The organism is Brevundimonas sp. T2-11 (genome assembly GCF_055397675.1).
The window spans coordinates 313,266-328,953 of record NZ_AP027920.1; the positions used below are offsets into that span (position 1 = coordinate 313,266).

Here is a 15,688-nt window from a genome sequence, read left to right on the forward strand (position 1 = left end):
GGCGCTCAAGCCCTCTCCCGGCGGGAGAGGGGAAAGTCAGCGCGGCCCGGTCAGCCTGATCTCGAACAGGCTGGGCCAGTTCTTGCCGGTGACGAAGAGGCGGCGGTTCGTCGCGTCCCAGGCGATGCCGTTCAGGACGTCGTCGGCGGGGTCTTTCACCACGCCCGCGGGCAGCAGGCCGCTCAGGTCGATGATCCCGACCACATGGCCGGAGGCGGGGGCGATGCGAACGATGTAGTCGGTCTGCCAGACATTGGCCCAGACCTCGCCGTCGATCCATTCCAGCTCGTTCAGCTGGCGCACCGGGCGGCCGTTCAGGGTGACGGCGACGCGGCCGATCTCGGCGAAGGTCGCGGGGTCGAGGAAACGCAGATTGGGCGAGCCGTCGGACAGGATGAGCCGCGATCCGTCGTGGGTCAGGCCCCAGCCCTCGCCGGCGTAGGCGAAGCGCGAGACGGGGCTCAGGTCGTCGGCCTTCCAGACGAAGCCGACGCCGTTGTTCCAGGTCAGGGTGACGAGGCGGCCGTCGATCTCGGTCAGGCCCTCGCCGAAATACTCGGGATCGAGTTCGCGCTTCTGCAGCACGACCCCGTCCTCCAGCCGCACGCGGCGGACGCTGGACGGGGCGCGGCCCGTGCTTTCCAGCAGGACGCCGTCGCGGACGACCAGGCCCTGGGTGAAGGCGGTCGGATCATGGGGGAAGGTCCGCACCACCTCATAGTCATAGACCGGGACGGCGGCGGGAGAAGAAGAGGCGGCCGGCCCCGACGCCTGCGCCCCCGCCGACGCGGGAAGCGCCAGCAGAAGCACCGTCAGGACCGGCCAGAGACGCACGATCAGACGCCGGGCTCGGCGGTTTCGGCCTTGTTCAGCGCGGCTTGTGCGGCTTCCTTGGCCTGGTCCTTTTTGATCTGGGCGTTGCGCGACCACATGTTCAGGCCCTCGACCAGGGCCGAGAAGGCCATCGCGGCGTAGATATAGCCCTTGGGCACGTGGACGCCGAAGCCGTCGGCGATCAGGACGGCGCCGATCATCAGCAGGAAGCCCAGGGCCAGCATGACCACGGTCGGGTTCTTGTCGATGAAGTTCGCCAGGGGGTCCGAGGCCAGCAGCATGACGACGACGGCCACGACGACCGCGACCATCATGATCGGCACGTGATCGGTCATGCCGACGGCGGTCAGGATGGAGTCGATCGAGAAGACCAGGTCCAGCATGATGATCTGGATGATGGCCGAGCCGACGTTGTTGATGACGACGTCCTTCTTGTCCTTCTCCAGCATGTCGTTCGACGGGGTGACGTCGACGGCGTGGTGGATCTCCTTGGTGGCCTTCCAGACCAGGAAGAGGCCGCCGGCGATCAGGATCAGGTCGCGCCAGCTGAAGGCGGTGTCGAAGGTCTCGCCGTGGAAGCCCAGGTCGAAGACGGGGGCGGTCAGGCCGACGATCCAGCCGATCGTGGCCAGCAGGCCCAGACGCATGATCAGGGCCAGGCCGATGCCGATGCGACGGGTGCGCTGGCGATGCTCGGGCGGCAGCTTGTTCGACAGGATCGAGATGAAGATCAGGTTGTCGATGCCGAGGACGACTTCCATGACCACCAGGGTCACGAGGGCCGCCCAGGCGGCCGGATCGCTCAGCAGGGGAGTTATGCTTTCAAGCATCGGGGTTCCAGAATGTGATGATAGCCCTAAGCGGTAACGGGACCGTGAGGTTGCAGCAAGCGTCCGGGCGCGGCCTTGTCGTCGCACCTGGGCCTCTCTGGCGCTCAAAACAGCGCGGGTGCGACCTTATCGTTCCGTTCCCGTCGGTTGCGACCGGGGACCTTGCATGCTATCAGCCGCGCGGCTTTAGCGAAGGATGCATCGAAAGATGTGTCCCAAGCGTGCTTTCCATAAGCAAATCAAGCCCTTGTCTGGCGCGGGCGACTGCAGCCGGATTCGACCCAAACGCTTCAAATCGCGGACCTTTATTACGTGGCGGACGATTTCAGAACGACGGAAGTCGGCGAACGGTATGCTCAGGCGCTGTTCGACCTCTCGCAAGAGACGGGGGCGCTCGACGCCGTGCGCGGCGATCTCGCCTCGCTGAAGGCCGCCTGGCTGGACAGCGCGGACCTGCGCCGCCTGGCTCAGTCGCCGGTCATTTCGGCCGAAGACCAGGCCAAGGGCCTGGCGGCCATCGCCGACAAGGCGAAGTTCAACGCCACGACCAAGAAGTTCCTCGGCCTGCTGGCCCAGAACGGCCGCGCGCGCGACCTGCCCGGCGTGATCGCCGGCTTCCAGGCCCTGTACGCCAAGGCGACCGGCGTCGTCGCGGCCGAGGTGGTTTCGGCCCTGCCGCTGTCGGCGGCCCAGACCAAGAGCATTCAGTCGGCCCTGCGCGCGTCGCTGGGTCGCGATCCCGAACTGACCGCCCGCGTCGATCCGTCGATCCTGGGCGGGCTGAAGGTCAAGGTGGGCTCGAAGCTGTTCGACGCCTCGCTGAAGACCAAGCTCGACCAGATGAAGTTCGCGCTGAAACGCGCTTAAGCCCCGAATTCCAAGTTCAAGCCGGGCCAGCGGGTCCGCACCGAAGACGAAAGCCAGAGAGCCCACCATGGACATCCGCGCCGCCGAAATCTCGGCCATCCTCAAGTCGCAGATCGCCAACTTCGGCGTTGAAGCCGACGTTTCCGACGTCGGCCAAGTGCTGTCGGTCGGCGACGGCATCGCCCGCATCCACGGTCTGGACAACGTCCAGGCCGGTGAAATGGTCGAGTTCCCCAAGGCCGGCGTGAAGGGCATGGCCCTGAACCTCGAGCGCGACAACGTCGGCGCCGTGATCTTCGGCGCGGACGCCGCCATCGCCGAGGGCGATGAAGTCCGCCGCCTGGGCGAGATCGTGGACGTGCCGGTCGGCAAGGGCCTGCTGGGCCGCGTCGTCAACCCGCTGGGCGAGCCGATCGACGGCAAGGGTCCGATCCAGTTCACCGAGCGTCGCCGCGTGGACGTCAAGGCGCCGGGCATCATCCCCCGCAAGTCGGTTCACGAGCCGATGCAGACCGGCCAGAAGGCGATCGACACCCTGATCCCCGTCGGCCGCGGCCAGCGCGAGCTGATCATCGGCGACCGTCAGGTCGGCAAGACCGCCATCGCCATCGACACCATCCTGAACCAGAAGAACGTCAACAAGTCGGAAGACGAGTCGGCGAAGCTGTACTGCATCTACGTCGCCATCGGCCAGAAGCGCTCGACGGTGGCCCAGATCGTGAAGACGCTCGAGGAGTCGGGCGCTCTGGAATACACCATCGTCGTCGCCGCCACGGCTTCGGAACCGGCCCCGCTGCAGTTCCTGGCGCCGTTCGCCGGCACCGCCATGGGCGAGTTCTTCCGCGACAACGGCATGCACGCCCTGATCGTCTATGACGACCTGTCCAAGCAAGCTGTTGCCTATCGTCAGATGTCGCTGCTGCTGCGCCGTCCGCCGGGCCGTGAAGCCTATCCGGGCGACGTCTTCTACCTGCACAGCCGCCTGCTGGAGCGTTCGGCCAAGCTGAACGAAGACAATGGTTCGGGCTCCATGACGGCTCTGCCGATCATCGAAACCCAGGCCAACGACGTCTCGGCCTACATTCCGACCAACGTGATTTCGATCACCGACGGCCAGATCTTCCTGGAATCGGACCTCTTCTACCAGGGCATCCGTCCGGCCGTGAACGTCGGCATCTCGGTGTCGCGCGTGGGTTCCTCGGCCCAGATCAAGGCCATGAAGCAGGTCGCCGGTTCGATTAAGGGCGAGCTGGCCCAGTATCGTGAAATGGCCGCCTTCGCGAAGTTCGGCTCGGACCTGGACGTTTCGACCCAGAAGCTGCTGGCGCGCGGCGCCCGCCTGACCGAGCTGCTGAAGCAGCCGCAGTACTCGCCGCTGGCCGTCGAGGAGCAGGTCGTGTCGATCTACGCCGGCACGCGCGGTTACCTGGACAACGTGGCGGTGTCGGACATCGGCCGCTTCGAGAGCGAGCTGCTGGCCCGCGTCCACTCGAACCACGCTTCGCTGCTGGAAGGCATCCGCACCAAGAAGGCCCTGACGCCGGAACTGGAAGCCGAGCTCAAGGACGTCCTGGCCGCCTTCGCCAAGACCTTCGCCTAAGATCTGACCAGAGAGCGAGAGTAGCGCCGGATGGCCAGCCTTAAGGAAATGCGCAATCGGATCGGAAGCGTGAAAGCCACGCAGAAGATCACGAAAGCCATGCAGATGGTCGCCGCGGCCAAGCTGAAGCGCGCCCAGGAGCAGGCCGAGAACGCCCGCCCCTATGCGACGCGGATGGCCTCGGTCATCGCCAACCTGGCCGCCGGCGTCTCGGGCGACGGCGCGCCGAAGCTGCTGGCCGGCACGGGCGCCGACCAGCGTCACCTGATCGTGGTCGCCACGGCGGACAAGGGTCTGGCGGGGGGCTTTTCGTCCAACGTCGTCCGCGCCGCTCGCGACCGGATCAACAGCCTGATCGCCCAGGGCAAGGACGTTCGCGTCATCGCCGTCGGCAAGAAGTCGCGTGATCCCCTGACCCGCCTGTTCGGCGACAAGGTGGTCAAGTCCTTCGAGCTGAGCGAGCACAAGGTCCTGGGTCTGCCGGCCGCGCAACCGATCGCCGAACTGATCGCCGAGAGCTTCGAAGGCGGGCAGGCTGACGTGGTCACCCTCTTCTACAGCCAGTTCAAGTCGGTGATCTCGCAGGTGCCGACCGCCAGCCAGCTGATCCCGGCCGTCGTCGAAGGCGACGCCGAACCGATCGATCTGAACGGCGCGGTCTATGAGTATGAGCCCTCGGAAGAGGAAATCCTCGAGACCCTGCTGCCGCGCAACCTGACGACGCAGATCCTGGCCGCTCTCTACGAGAACCAGGCCGGCTTCTTCGGCGCGCAGATGGCCGCGATGGACAACGCCACGCGCAACGCGGGCGACCTCATCAACAGCCTGACCCTGCAGTACAACCGTAAACGCCAGGCCCAGATCACCACCGAGCTGATCGAGATCATCGCCGGCGCTGAAGCGCTCTGATCCCGACCGACACGACATTCCGAACCGGACGCACCCCATGACCGACGCCACCGCCACCAAGAAACCCGCCGCCAAGAAGCCGGCCGCTCCCAAGAAGGCCGCCGCTCCGAAAGCCGCCGCCGTCGCCGGCTCGGGCCGTATCGCCCAGGTCATCGGCGCCGTCGTCGACGTTGAGTTCGACGGCGCCCTGCCGGCCATCCTGAGCGCCCTGGAGACGCAGAACGTCGACCAGAAGACGGGCGAGCCCTTCACCCTGGTTCTGGAAGTCGCCCAGCACCTCGGCGAGAACATGGTCCGCGCCATCTCGATGGACACGACCGAAGGTCTGACGCGCGGCCAGCCCGTCGTCGACACCGGCAAGTCGATCATGGCGCCGGTCGGCCCGGGCACCCTGGGCCGCATCATGAACGTCGTCGGCCAGCCGATCGACGAAGCCGGTCCGATCCAGACCACCGAATACCGCCCGATCCACAAGGAAGCCCCGACCTTCGACGAACAGTCGACCTCGGCGGAAATCCTGGTCACGGGCATCAAGGTCATCGACCTGATCTGCCCCTACACCAAGGGCGGCAAGACCGGCCTGTTCGGCGGCGCCGGCGTGGGCAAGACCGTGACCATGCAGGAGCTGATCAACAACATCGCCAAGGCTTACGGCGGTTACTCGGTTCTGGCCGGCGTGGGTGAGCGCACCCGCGAAGGCAACGACCTGTACCACGAGATGATCGAGTCCAACGTGAACGTGGACCCGGCCAAGAACAACGGCTCGACCGAAGGCTCCAAGTGCGCCCTGGTCTACGGCCAGATGAACGAGCCGCCCGGCGCCCGCGCCCGCGTCGCCCTGACCGGCCTGTCGATCGCCGAGTACTTCCGCGACGAAGAAGGCAAGGACGTGCTGCTGTTCGTCGACAACATCTTCCGCTTCACGCAAGCCGGTTCGGAAGTGTCGGCTCTGCTGGGCCGCATCCCCTCGGCCGTGGGCTATCAGCCGACGCTGGCCACCGAGATGGGCAACCTGCAAGAGCGCATCACCTCGACCAAGAAGGGCTCGATCACCTCGGTCCAGGCCATCTACGTTCCCGCCGACGACCTGACCGACCCGGCGCCCGCCGCCTCGTTCGCTCACCTGGACGCGACGACCGTTCTGAACCGCGACATCGCCGCCCAGGCCATCTTCCCGGCCGTGGACCCGCTGGACTCGACCTCGCGCATCATGGACCCGCTGGTCATCGGTGAAGAACACTACACCGTCGCCCGCCGCGTTCAGGAAATCCTGCAGCAGTACAAGGCGCTGAAGGACATCATCGCCATCCTGGGCATGGACGAGCTGTCGGAAGACGACAAGCTGGTCGTGTCGCGCGCCCGCAAGATCCAGCGCTTCCTGTCGCAGCCCTTCTTCGTGGCCGAGCAGTTCACCAACTCGCCGGGCAAGTTCGTCGAGCTGAAGGACACCATCCGCTCGTTCAAGGCCATCTGCGACGGCGAATACGACCACCTGCCGGAAGCCGCCTTCTACATGGTCGGCGCCATCGAGGAAGTCGTCGAGAAGGCCGCCAAGATGGCCTCGGAAGCCTAAGTTATGGCCGGTAAGCTGAACTTCTCCCTCGTCGCCCCGGAACGCGAAATTTTCGCCGGTTCGGTCGATCAGGTCGATGCGCCGGGCGTCGAGGGCGACTTCGGCGTCCTGCCGGGCCACGCGCCCTTCATGACCACCCTGCGCGAGGGCGTCGTGACCGTCTATGAGGGCGCTTCGCGCCGTCAGTTCGCGGTCAAGGGCGGTTTCGCCGACGTCAACGCCCAGGGGCTCAGCATCCTGGCCGAAGAAGCCTCGGAGATCGTCGAAGCCTGAGGCTTCCGCGACGCGAACAAGATCAGGGCCCCTCGCTTCGGCGGGGGGCCTTTTTCTTTAGCTGACTTAGGTCGAGTGTTTGGAGACGATCAGGTCTCCCTTCCCCCTCGAGGGGGGAAGGGTCGGGGATGGGGGTGTAGAACGCGACATGGCGGATGGAGCGCATGAGGCGATACCCGCCGGTCTCGGGAGCTCCATGGGACAGGATCTGCCAACACCCCCACCCAACCCTCCCCCCTCGAGGGGGAGGGCTACTTGGAGCGCTAACGGCTATGGTCAGCTCTTCGGCAAGTCCTCAAACGCCGCCACCACTTGCTGATAGACCTCGCGCTTGAACGGCACGATCAGGTCGGGGGCTTCCTCCAGGGCGCCCCAGCGCCAGGCGTCGAACTCCGGCTCGCCGTGGGCGGCCAGGTCGAACTCGCTGTCCTGGCCGGTGAAGCGGAAGGCGAACCAGACCTGCTTCTGGCCCTTGAAGCCCTTCCAGGCCTTGGGCCCGCCCATGCCCTCGGGGAAGTCGTAGACGATCCAGCCCCCTGTGCGGCCCAGCAGTTCGACCGAGCGGACGCCTGTCTCCTCCTGAAGCTCGCGCAGCGCGGCGGCTTCCAGATTCTCGCCCTCGTCGACGCCGCCTTGCGGGAACTGCCAGTTCCACGGCTCGGGCGTGTTCGCCCGGCGCCCCAGCCAGACCTGACCGGCCTGGTTGAACAGCACCACCCCGACATTGGGACGATAGGCGGAAAGATCGCTCTGGGTCATCCGTTCCGATTACGCCGCGCCGCGACGACCCGCCAGCCGTAACCGGGCCTTAAGCCGCGGCGGGGCAGGGTAGGGCATGGATCGTCGCGCACTGATCGGCCTTGCGGCCCTGAGCACCGCCCTGGCCGCCGAGGCCGAAGCCTCGGGCAAGAGCGAGGGCGGAGGCGCGCCCGCCAACGCCTATATTCCCCTGCCCACGGCCACGGCCACCATCTTGCGTCGCGACGGGCGGCGGGGGGTGATGACGGTCGAGGTCGGGGTCGATGTCGCGGACACGGCCCTGCGTGCGCGCGCCGACCAGTCCAAGCCGAGGCTCAGCGCCGCCTTCAACGAGGTGGTGCGGCTGGCGGGCGAACGCCTGCTGCCCGGCGCCCCGCCGGATGTGGAATGGTTGAGCCGCGCCCTGCAGGCGGCCACGGACCGCGTGCTGGGCCGGGCCGGAGCGAAGCTGCTGCTCGGCACGGTGATGGTGGTTTAGGGGCGTCGAATCGTCTTGATCCTCCCCCCGTTTCGCAGGGGAGGATCGAAAGCGTCAGTCCTGCGTCGGACTGGGTCGGCTGGCGTCGCCGTAGGTCATGGCCAGGAAGACGTCTTCCAGATCCGGGTCCTCGGTGGCGATGTCCTTGATGGTCACGCCCGCGGCGCGCACCGCCGCCAGCACCTGTTCGACGCTGGACTCGCCCGTCCGGTAGGTGACGACGAAGGCGCCGTGCGGGCGCGGGGCGACCGTAAAGCCGTTCAGCGTGGGCAGAACGTCTTGAGGCGTCTCGGGCGTGACCACCACGTTGCGGGTGTCCAGGCGCTTCAGCAGGGTCTGTGTCGGCTCGCAGGCCACGACCTCGCCCCGGTTGATGATGGCGATGGTGTCGCACAGCTCCTGGGCTTCTTCCAGGTAGTGGGTGGTCAGGATGACGGTGACGCCTTCCTCGTTGATCTTGCGCACATAGTCCCACAGCTGACGGCGCAGCTCGACGTCCACGCCCGCCGTCGGCTCGTCCAGGATCAGGACCGGCGGGTTATGGACCAGGGCCTTGGCCACCATCAGGCGGCGCTTCATGCCGCCGGACAGGGCGCGGACATAGGCGTTGGCCTTGTCCGACAGGCCGAGCGCGGCCAGCAGTTCGTCGGAGCGCCGCTCGTCGGCCGGCACGCCGTAGAAGCCGGCCTGGACCTCCAGCGCCTCGCGAGGGGTGAAGAAGACGTCTGCGACGATCTCCTGCGGCACGACGCCGAGCGCCGCGCGGGCGTCGCGCGCCTCATGGTCGATGTCGCGGTCCCAGATGCGCACCGTGCCCTCGGACTTGTTCACCACCCCGGCGATGATGTTGATCAGGGTCGACTTGCCCGCGCCGTTGGGGCCCAGCAGGCCGAACATCGAGCCGCGCGGCACCGTCAGATCGACGCCGCGCAGAGCCGTCTTGGCCGGCGACTTCTTGTTGCCCGCATAGGTCTTCTTCAGGCCCCGCACCTCGATGGCGTTGACGGGCAGGGCAGGGGTCTCGGTCATGCGGAGGTTCACTCGGGCGGCGGAAGCGTGCGGCATAGGTAGGGGGCGAAGGCCGGTTCGCCAAGGCGCAGTTCCGCGTGGTTCGGACAAGCGTACGCGTCTTTGTGTAAATGATGCTTGACGTACGGTTCTGTCATGTCTAGGTTGCTTGTCATAAAGACAACCTGCCTTGATGGAGAGACGCTCATGACCGCCCTGCAAGCCCAGCTGAAGAAGCCTCTGACCAAGACCCGCCTGATCGGCTTCGCCGCCCTGGGCGTCTGCGCCGTCGGCTATACCGGCATGGGACTGGCCCTGCTGGCGGGCAAGCTGGACTATCTGGACATGACCCATGCGGCCCTGCTGGCCGCCGTCGCCGCCCTGATCGGCGAGATCGGCCTGTGGGTCGGCGCCGGCTGCCTGGGCCTGACCCTGTTCAAGAAGCGCAAGGCCATGCTGGACAGGCTGTTCGGCCGCGCGTCCAAGCCCGCTGCGCCCGCCGCCGAGGTTTGACCTAGAGGGCCGGTCCTTCTAGGAACGGCGCAAGCCTTTCCCGACTGGACCGGACCCCATGCCTCCCCGCCATACCGACGCCGTCATCCCCGCCCCCGAAGAGATCGTGGTCTCGTCCAAGCGCGTCGCCTGCGACGGCGGCGGCGTCCTGGGCCACCCACTGGTCTATCTGGAGATGGGCGAGGAGAGCTTCATCGAGTGCGGCTATTGCGACCGCCGCTTTGTCCTGTCGGCCGATGCGCATCCCGAAAGCGAATACCTGGACCCGGCGGCCCGTCCGCCCGAGGTCCACTGAGGCATGCGCTATCTGCACACCATGGTCCGCGTGAAGGACCTGGAGGCGTCGCTGCACTTCTATCGCGACCTGCTGGGCCTGGTGCAGACGCGCCGGATGGACAGCGAGGCCGGTCGCTTCAGCCTGATCTACCTGGCCGCGCCGCAAGACACGGCGCGCGCCGAGGCCGAGAAGTCGCCCGAGGTCGAGCTGACCTTCAACTGGGATCCCGAGGACTATCAGGGCGGCCGCAACTTCGGCCACCTGGCCTTCGAGGTCGAGGACATCTACGCCGCCTGCCAGCGCCTGATGGACGGCGGGGTGACGATCAACCGCCCGCCGCGCGACGGCCACATGGCCTTCATCCGCTCGCCCGACGGCATCTCGATCGAGCTGCTGCAGGGCGGCGAGCGTCTGGCCCCGGCCGAGCCCTGGGCCTCCATGCCCAATATCGGAGCCTGGTGATTTGACCACGGCGCGTTTGATCGTCCTGTTCGCGGCGACGGCCGTTCTGGCCGGCTGCGCCTCGGTGACCGAGACCAATCCGGCGCGGACGGCCACGGACATGCTGCTGGTCAACCGCGCCGCCGACCGGGCGGTCGAGGGGCTGACCCTGCCCATCCCGCAGGGCGCGCGCGTCTTCGTCGACGAGACCTATTTCCAGGCCGAGAACGCCCGCTATGCGCTGAGCGCCATCCGCGCCGCCCTGTCGGACGCCGGCTACGCCATCAGTCGCGACCGCGACAGCGCCGACGCCATCTTCGAGGTTCGCGCCGGCGCCCTGTCGCTGGAGCAGATGCGCCGGGTCTTCGGCATCCCCGACATGAGGGTGCCGATCAACGAGAGCCTGAACGTCGTCTCCATTCCCGAGCTGTCGATCTATTCCAATCGCGACCGGATGGGCGTGGCCGAGTTTTCCGGCTTCCTCTACGACGGCCGCACCGGCCTGCCCCTGGGCGCGGTCACGCCTATGATCGGCCAGTACAAGATCCGCAGCCACAAGGCCCTCATGGTCGTGACCTGGGGACAGCAGCTGGCCCAACCGGGCGAGCGCGATCCGGGTTCGAGCTGGAAAGAGTTCTGAGACTTTCGTCCGTCCGCTGACGCGAGACAGAGCCGTTGCGGCGTGTTAGGGCGCGGGTGAGCATAAGTCCGCCCTCTCGTCGTCGCCGCCAAAGAGCCGCCCTTGTCCTTCTTTCACGCCGGTCCCGCGCCGAAAGGCCTCGGCCCTCGACCCGGCGCCCTGCGTGACGGTCTGGGGCTGCAGCCCGGCATGAAGGTCGGCCTGTTCGGCGGCTCCTTCAATCCGGCCCACGACGGCCACGCCCATGTGGCCGAGACGGCGATGCGGCGCCTGGGACTGGACCGGGTGGTCTGGCTGGTCTCGCCGCAGAACCCGCTGAAGTCCAACCACGAGACGGCGCCCCTGTCCGAGCGCATGGCCTCGGCCCGCGCCGTGGCCAGAACCGTCGGTCCGGCGATGATCGTTTCGGACTTTGAAACCCGGTCCGGGGTGCAATGGACCGTCGACACCCTGCGCCTGCTCAAGGCCCGCTATCCCGGCGTGCAATTCGTCTGGCTGATGGGGTCGGACAATCTGGCCAGCTTCCATCGCTGGAGAGGCTGGACCGACATCATGCACCTGATGCCGGTGGCGGTGATCGCGCGACCCGGCAGCCAGCTGGACAGCCGCACGGCGCCCGCCGCCTCTCGCTATGCGCGTTTCCGCATCCCGGCGGCCCAGGCGGGGCTGCTGGCCAGCCTCGAGGCGCCGGCCTGGACCTATCTGACGGCGCCGCTGAATCCCCGCTCGTCCACCGCCATCCGCGCCACGCGCACGGCGCGGTGAGGGTGCGCGCTGAGCTTCAGCGCGCACCCCCTCCCTGTGATCGGGTTGCTCAGTTGGAGCCCATCGCCCCGTCCATCGCCGAAATGGCGTCGTCGATGGTGAAGGTGTTGGGCTTCTGGACCGGCGGGAAGTCCTTGAAGCTGTCGGCGAAGTCCGTGGCTCCAGCTTGTGCGCCGTACAGCAGGAAGGTGTTTTTCAGCACCCAATCGTAATAGGTGTTGGAGGTGATGTCGGCGAACTCGTACGGGTCCGTCCGCAGGTTGTACAGCTTGGGGATGCGCAGCCTTGTGAAGGGTTCGCCCCACACCTTCATCGTCCCTTGGCAGCGTTGTTCCAAGAAGACGCACTTCCAGTTGTCATAGCGCAGAGCCAGGATGTCGCCGTCGTCGCTGATGTAGAAGAAGGAGGTGCGGGGGCTGTTTTCGTCCTTGCCCGTGATGTGGTTAACGAGGCTGACGCCGTCGATGTGGTTCTTGTAGGTGCGACCGATGGCCTTGTAGCCCTTCTTCACCTTCTCGACGATGTCGGGTTCGCCCGCGATTTCCAGGAAGGTCGGCAGCCAGTCGTGATGCTGGACGATGCCGTTGGACACGGCGCCCGCCGGCACCTTGCCTGGCCAGCGCACCATCATCGGAATGCGGAAGGCGCCTTCCCAGTTGGTGTTCTTCTCGCTGCGGAAGGGGGTCGTGCCGCTGTCCGGCCAGGAGTTCCGGTGCGGCCCGTTGTCGGTCGAATACTGGACGAAGGTGTCCTCGGCGATGCCCAACTCGTCCAGCAGGTCCAGCAGCTGGCCGACGTTCTTGTCATGGTCGATCATGGTGTCGTGATAGGCTGACTGCCAGCGACCGGCCTGGCCCTTGCTTGACGCCTTGCTGTGGGTGAACATGTGCATGTGGGTGGTATTGACCCACACGAACCAGGGCTTGCCGTCGGCTTCGGCCTTCTTGATGAAGGCGGAGGCGCGTTCGACGAAGTCGTCGTCGCAGGTCTCCATCCGTTTGGCGGTCAGCGGGCCGGTGTCCTCGATCTTTTGTTTGCCTACCTTGCCCCAGCGCGGCATCTCGGTGGGGTCGTCCGTATCCGTCGCCCAGGAATGGATCACGCCGCGGGGGCCGAACCGCTCCTTGAAGTTCGGCATGTCGGGTTCGTTGAGCGGATAGTTCTCCATCTCCGGCTCTTCCTCCGCATTCAGGTGGTAGAGGTTGCCGTAGAACTCGTCGAAGCCGTGATTGGTCGGCAGCATGTGGTTCAGGTCGCCCAGGTGGTTCTTGCCGAACTGTCCCGTGGCGTAGCCCTGCTCCTTCAGCAGGGCGGCGATGGTGACCAGCCTGTCGGTCATCCCCACCGGGGCGCCCGGAATGCCGACTTTCGACAGCCCGGTCCGCAGAACGCTTTGACCGGTGATGAAGGACGAACGCCCGGCGGTGCAGCTCTGCTCGCCATAGCTGTCGGTGAACTTCATCCCCTCATTGGCGATCCGGTCGATGTTCGGCGTGCGATAGCCCATGACGCCGTCGGTGTAGCAACTGAGGTTCGAGATCCCGATGTCGTCGCCCCAGATGACCAGGATGTTCGGTTTCTTGTCGGCCATGACGCTTTCCTGCGGTGATGGTGGAGCGCCCAATTCATCGGAGAGCTGGAACTCTTCCATCCGTCGAAACCCCTAGGCGCCCCGGTCGGATTTCTTCGCGCCGTTTGCCATCGGCCGTGCGTCCTGCGGACGGGGTATTCCGGCTGATTCGCCGCATGCGCCCGGACGGGATGACCTTTCGGAGGGAACGTGCTAGGCTGCCGCCTTTAGTAACCTCCCCTGGAGCCCTCCGCTGACCCCCTCGCCCGCGCACGATGCGCAAGACGCCGCCGTTTCCAACGCGGCCCATGAAATGGACCCGATGGATTCCGTCCATTCCGAAGATGGTCAGGCCGAAGGCCCCAGTACCGGCGATCAAGCTCCGCTTCCGGTCGGCCTGACTGACCTGGAACGCGCCATCATCGCCAAGCTCGACGAAGACAAGGCCCAGGACATGGTCCTGATCGACCTGCGCGGCAAAAGCCCCATGTCCGACGCCATGATCGTGGCCTCGGGCCGGTCGCACCGCCACGTCGGCGCCCTAGCCGACCACCTGCTGCGCCTGTTCAAGGACCTTGGCCTGGGCAAGGTCAAGGTCGAGGGCCTGCCGCACTGCGACTGGGTGCTGCTGGATGCGGGCGACGTGATCGTCCACCTGTTCCGCCCCGAAGTGCGCACCTTCTACAATATCGAGAAGATCTGGGCGATCGACAGCGCCCACCGCGGCGCCGGCGCCGCCTGATCCCCGGACCGAGCTGACCCCATGAAGCTGGCGATCGCGGCCATCGGCAAGCCGGGCCGCGGTCCCGAGGCCGCTCTGGCCGACGACTACGCCCGGCGGGCGACCCTGGCGGGGCGGCCGCTGGGACTGGGGCCGCTCGAGCTTCTGGATCTGGAACCCCGCAAGTCCGGCAAGGCCCCCGAGGCCGAACTGATCCTGGCCGCCGCCGAGGGCGCGCACCTGATCGCCTGCGACGAACGGGGCAAGACCTATTCGTCCCGCGCCTTCGCCGACCACGTGGCGACCCTGCGCGATCAGGGCGAGCGGCGTCTGGTCTTCGCCATCGGCGGAGCGGACGGGCTGGACGAGAGCGTGCGTCGCGCCGCCCGTTCGACCCTGGCCTTCGGACCGCAGACCTGGCCCCACGCCCTGGCCCGCGCCATGCTGGCCGAGCAGCTCTATCGCGCCGTGACCATCCTGTCCGGCTCGCCCTATCATCGCGACTGATGCGCCGGGGGGCGGGGCTTCTTCTGCTGACGTCGGGGCTGGCGCTGGTGCTGGCGGGGCCGGCGTCCAGCCAGCGCGCGGCCGCGCCCAATCCTGAACTGACCCGGCTTCAGGCCGAGTACCGCGACGAGACGGCCCGCGCGCGGCGCTTGCGCGCCGAGGCCGCCGCCGCCGGCGACGAGGTGGTCGATCTGGACCGGCAACTGGCCGAGTTGCGTCGGGCCGAGGCCGCGGACGACGTGCAGATGGAATCCCAGCGCGCCCGCCTCAAGGAACTGGGCGACCGCGAGGCGGCTCTGGTGGCCTCGCTGTCGCGCGAACGGGCCGGGCAGGGGCGCCTGCTGTCGGCCCTGCAGATGATGAGCCGCAAGCCGCCGCCGCCCCTGTTGATCCCGGCGGACAAGGCGGTGGACACGGTGCGGGCCTCCATCCTGATCCGCGCCATGACGCCGGAACTTCAGGCGCGGGCGAAAACCCTGGTCGAGCGCCAGGCCGAGGTCATTCGCATCCGCCGCCTGGCCGCCCTGTCCAGCGAGCGCCTGTTCACCGTCGAGAGCGCCCAGGGCGACCGCCGCGCCGAGATCGAGAGCCTGTCGGCGCGCAAGACGGCCCTGCGCGCTGTCCTGCGGGCCGAGGCCTCTCGTGCGGAGCGAGCGACCCGATCGCTGGAGGCGCGCATCCGCGAACTGGGCGGCCAGGCGCCGGTCGTCGCCGACGCCGTGGTTGAAGCCCCCGCCGCCCGCCTGCCCGCCGGGCGCAGCCGCCTGACGGCCCCGGTTCAGGGCGCGCCGTCGCAAAGGTTCGGCGGCGGATCCAGCGGCTGGCGCTGGCGCTCCAGCCATGAAGTCATCGCCGCGCCCGCGCCCGCCCGCGTCGCCTACGCCGGGCCGCTGAAGGAATGGGGCGAGGTGGTCATTCTTGACCTCGGACCCGGCTGGCGCGTCGTTGTCGCGGGTCTGGACCAGTTGTCGGTCGATACTGGCCAGCGTGTCGCCGACGGTCAGGCCCTGGGCCGCACGGGCGAGGACGGCGAGGCCTATTTCGAACTGCGCCGCGACGAACGCCCCATCGACCCCGCGCCCTGGCTGCAATAGGCCGCGTCTCAGCGCGAAAGTCCTTTCAA

19 protein-coding genes are annotated in these 15,688 nt (G+C 67.2%); 14 read left to right on the forward strand and 5 right to left on the reverse strand.

The genetic code is table 11. The features are described from left to right. Window positions 1-36: 36 nt before the first annotated feature. Entirely contained in the window at window positions 37-834 is a 798-nt protein-coding gene (locus ACZ5XO_RS01480) for a glutaminyl-peptide cyclotransferase (protein ID WP_464163569.1), read from the reverse strand. Window positions 835-836: 2 nt separating this feature from the next. Next, window positions 837-1,664, reverse strand: coding sequence for a TerC family protein (locus tag ACZ5XO_RS01485; protein WP_464163570.1), 828 nt, complete (start codon window positions 1,662-1,664; stop codon window positions 837-839). Window positions 1,665-1,976: 312 nt separating this feature from the next. Here ACZ5XO_RS01485 and ACZ5XO_RS01490 point away from each other — a divergent pair, with 312 nt between their 5' ends. From ACZ5XO_RS01490 to ACZ5XO_RS01510, 5 genes are all read left to right on the forward strand, one after another. Then, window positions 1,977-2,531, forward strand: a complete 555-nt coding sequence (locus ACZ5XO_RS01490; RefSeq protein WP_464163571.1) for a F0F1 ATP synthase subunit delta — start codon at window positions 1,977-1,979, stop codon at window positions 2,529-2,531. Between the two features lie 67 nt (window positions 2,532-2,598). After that, complete coding sequence (gene atpA / locus ACZ5XO_RS01495; protein WP_105563148.1) at window positions 2,599-4,131, forward strand: F0F1 ATP synthase subunit alpha; 1,533 nt, start codon at window positions 2,599-2,601, stop codon at window positions 4,129-4,131. 30 nt (window positions 4,132-4,161) lie between these two features. Then, window positions 4,162-5,040, forward strand: coding sequence for a F0F1 ATP synthase subunit gamma (locus ACZ5XO_RS01500; RefSeq protein ID WP_312781212.1), 879 nt, complete (start codon window positions 4,162-4,164; stop codon window positions 5,038-5,040). A 37-nt stretch (window positions 5,041-5,077) separates the two neighbouring features. Then, the gene (gene atpD / locus ACZ5XO_RS01505) at window positions 5,078-6,613 is read left to right on the forward strand and encodes a F0F1 ATP synthase subunit beta (RefSeq protein ID WP_464163572.1); all 1,536 of its coding nucleotides are present in this window, start codon (window positions 5,078-5,080) and stop codon (window positions 6,611-6,613) included. A gap of 3 nt (window positions 6,614-6,616) precedes the next feature. Beyond that, window positions 6,617-6,886 (forward strand): ATP synthase F1 subunit epsilon, encoded by a 270-nt coding sequence (locus tag ACZ5XO_RS01510; protein WP_464163573.1) that lies wholly within the window; start codon window positions 6,617-6,619, stop codon window positions 6,884-6,886. Window positions 6,887-7,162: 276 nt separating this feature from the next. Here the strand turns inward: ACZ5XO_RS01510 and ACZ5XO_RS01515 are convergent, their stop codons facing one another. Continuing rightward, window positions 7,163-7,645 carry an RNA pyrophosphohydrolase gene (locus ACZ5XO_RS01515; protein WP_464163574.1) on the reverse strand — a complete coding sequence of 161 codons (483 nt, stop codon included), beginning with the start codon at window positions 7,643-7,645 and terminating at the stop codon, window positions 7,163-7,165. A gap of 76 nt (window positions 7,646-7,721) precedes the next feature. Here ACZ5XO_RS01515 and ACZ5XO_RS01520 point away from each other — a divergent pair, with 76 nt between their 5' ends. Next, complete coding sequence (locus ACZ5XO_RS01520; protein WP_464163575.1) at window positions 7,722-8,123, forward strand: Tat pathway signal protein; 402 nt, start codon at window positions 7,722-7,724, stop codon at window positions 8,121-8,123. Window positions 8,124-8,177: 54 nt separating this feature from the next. Here the strand turns inward: ACZ5XO_RS01520 and ACZ5XO_RS01525 are convergent, their stop codons facing one another. Beyond that, complete coding sequence (locus tag ACZ5XO_RS01525) at window positions 8,178-9,152, reverse strand: ABC transporter ATP-binding protein (protein WP_464163576.1); 975 nt, start codon at window positions 9,150-9,152, stop codon at window positions 8,178-8,180. 186 nt (window positions 9,153-9,338) lie between these two features. On the opposite strand from ACZ5XO_RS01525, the gene ACZ5XO_RS01530 reads away from it, so the two are divergent. The 5 genes from ACZ5XO_RS01530 to ACZ5XO_RS01550 all read left to right on the forward strand — a co-directional run bounded on the left by ACZ5XO_RS01530 (window position 9,339) and on the right by ACZ5XO_RS01550 (window position 11,767). Next, complete coding sequence (locus ACZ5XO_RS01530; RefSeq protein ID WP_464163577.1) at window positions 9,339-9,644, forward strand: hypothetical protein; 306 nt, start codon at window positions 9,339-9,341, stop codon at window positions 9,642-9,644. A 58-nt stretch (window positions 9,645-9,702) separates the two neighbouring features. Further along, on the forward strand, window positions 9,703-9,939 hold the full coding sequence (locus ACZ5XO_RS01535) for a zinc-finger domain-containing protein (RefSeq protein ID WP_464163578.1): 237 nt from the start codon (window positions 9,703-9,705) through the stop codon (window positions 9,937-9,939). A gap of 3 nt (window positions 9,940-9,942) precedes the next feature. After that, a complete protein-coding gene (locus ACZ5XO_RS01540) occupies window positions 9,943-10,383 on the forward strand; it encodes a VOC family protein (RefSeq protein WP_464163579.1) in 441 nt (146 codons plus the stop codon). Window position 10,384: 1 nt separating this feature from the next. Beyond that, a complete protein-coding gene (locus ACZ5XO_RS01545; protein ID WP_464163580.1) occupies window positions 10,385-11,002 on the forward strand; it encodes a DUF6655 family protein in 618 nt (205 codons plus the stop codon). 189 nt (window positions 11,003-11,191) lie between these two features. Further along, window positions 11,192-11,767, forward strand: coding sequence for a nicotinate-nucleotide adenylyltransferase (locus ACZ5XO_RS01550; RefSeq protein WP_464164846.1), 576 nt, complete (start codon window positions 11,192-11,194; stop codon window positions 11,765-11,767). Between the two features lie 49 nt (window positions 11,768-11,816). Here ACZ5XO_RS01550 and ACZ5XO_RS01555 read toward each other — a convergent pair whose 3' ends face one another. Continuing rightward, window positions 11,817-13,358: an arylsulfatase gene (locus tag ACZ5XO_RS01555; protein ID WP_464163581.1), complete on the reverse strand. Its 1,542-nt coding sequence runs from the start codon at window positions 13,356-13,358 to the stop codon at window positions 11,817-11,819. A gap of 292 nt (window positions 13,359-13,650) precedes the next feature. Between ACZ5XO_RS01555 and rsfS the strand changes: the two genes are divergently transcribed. From rsfS to ACZ5XO_RS01570, 3 genes are read left to right on the forward strand one after another with little or no spacing between them, the layout of a single operon-like run. Continuing rightward, the gene (gene rsfS, locus ACZ5XO_RS01560) at window positions 13,651-14,079 is read left to right on the forward strand and encodes a ribosome silencing factor (RefSeq protein ID WP_312781196.1); all 429 of its coding nucleotides are present in this window, start codon (window positions 13,651-13,653) and stop codon (window positions 14,077-14,079) included. Between the two features lie 21 nt (window positions 14,080-14,100). Then, complete coding sequence (gene rlmH, locus ACZ5XO_RS01565) at window positions 14,101-14,565, forward strand: 23S rRNA (pseudouridine(1915)-N(3))-methyltransferase RlmH (protein ID WP_312781195.1); 465 nt, start codon at window positions 14,101-14,103, stop codon at window positions 14,563-14,565. Continuing rightward, a complete protein-coding gene (locus tag ACZ5XO_RS01570) occupies window positions 14,565-15,659 on the forward strand; it encodes a murein hydrolase activator EnvC family protein (RefSeq protein WP_464163582.1) in 1,095 nt (364 codons plus the stop codon). Before rlmH ends, ACZ5XO_RS01570 begins: the two co-directional genes overlap by 1 nt. Window positions 15,660-15,688: the final 29 nt, after the last annotated feature.

What these genes read in the sequence shown, in the direction of transcription:
- ACZ5XO_RS01485 (WP_464163570.1), bottom strand. Translation starts at nt 1,664, where the DNA reads ATGCTTGAAAGCATAACTCCCCTGCTGAGCGATCCGGCCGCCTGGGCG.
- atpA (WP_105563148.1), top strand. Translation starts at nt 2,599, where the DNA reads ATGGACATCCGCGCCGCCGAAATCTCGGCCATCCTCAAGTCGCAGATC.
- ACZ5XO_RS01570 (WP_464163582.1), top strand. Translation starts at nt 14,565, where the DNA reads ATGCGCCGGGGGGCGGGGCTTCTTCTGCTGACGTCGGGGCTGGCGCTG.
- ACZ5XO_RS01520 (WP_464163575.1), top strand. Translation starts at nt 7,722, where the DNA reads ATGGATCGTCGCGCACTGATCGGCCTTGCGGCCCTGAGCACCGCCCTG.
- ACZ5XO_RS01515 (WP_464163574.1), bottom strand. Translation starts at nt 7,645, where the DNA reads ATGACCCAGAGCGATCTTTCCGCCTATCGTCCCAATGTCGGGGTGGTG.
- ACZ5XO_RS01550 (WP_464164846.1), top strand. Translation starts at nt 11,192, where the DNA reads ATGAAGGTCGGCCTGTTCGGCGGCTCCTTCAATCCGGCCCACGACGGC.
- ACZ5XO_RS01525 (WP_464163576.1), bottom strand. Translation starts at nt 9,152, where the DNA reads ATGACCGAGACCCCTGCCCTGCCCGTCAACGCCATCGAGGTGCGGGGC.
- ACZ5XO_RS01510 (WP_464163573.1), top strand. Translation starts at nt 6,617, where the DNA reads ATGGCCGGTAAGCTGAACTTCTCCCTCGTCGCCCCGGAACGCGAAATT.
- ACZ5XO_RS01500 (WP_312781212.1), top strand. Translation starts at nt 4,162, where the DNA reads ATGGCCAGCCTTAAGGAAATGCGCAATCGGATCGGAAGCGTGAAAGCC.
- rlmH (WP_312781195.1), top strand. Translation starts at nt 14,101, where the DNA reads ATGAAGCTGGCGATCGCGGCCATCGGCAAGCCGGGCCGCGGTCCCGAG.
- ACZ5XO_RS01540 (WP_464163579.1), top strand. Translation starts at nt 9,943, where the DNA reads ATGCGCTATCTGCACACCATGGTCCGCGTGAAGGACCTGGAGGCGTCG.
- rsfS (WP_312781196.1), top strand. Translation starts at nt 13,651, where the DNA reads ATGGACCCGATGGATTCCGTCCATTCCGAAGATGGTCAGGCCGAAGGC.
- atpD (WP_464163572.1), top strand. Translation starts at nt 5,078, where the DNA reads ATGACCGACGCCACCGCCACCAAGAAACCCGCCGCCAAGAAGCCGGCC.
- ACZ5XO_RS01555 (WP_464163581.1), bottom strand. Translation starts at nt 13,358, where the DNA reads ATGGCCGACAAGAAACCGAACATCCTGGTCATCTGGGGCGACGACATC.
- ACZ5XO_RS01530 (WP_464163577.1), top strand. Translation starts at nt 9,339, where the DNA reads ATGACCGCCCTGCAAGCCCAGCTGAAGAAGCCTCTGACCAAGACCCGC.
- ACZ5XO_RS01535 (WP_464163578.1), top strand. Translation starts at nt 9,703, where the DNA reads ATGCCTCCCCGCCATACCGACGCCGTCATCCCCGCCCCCGAAGAGATC.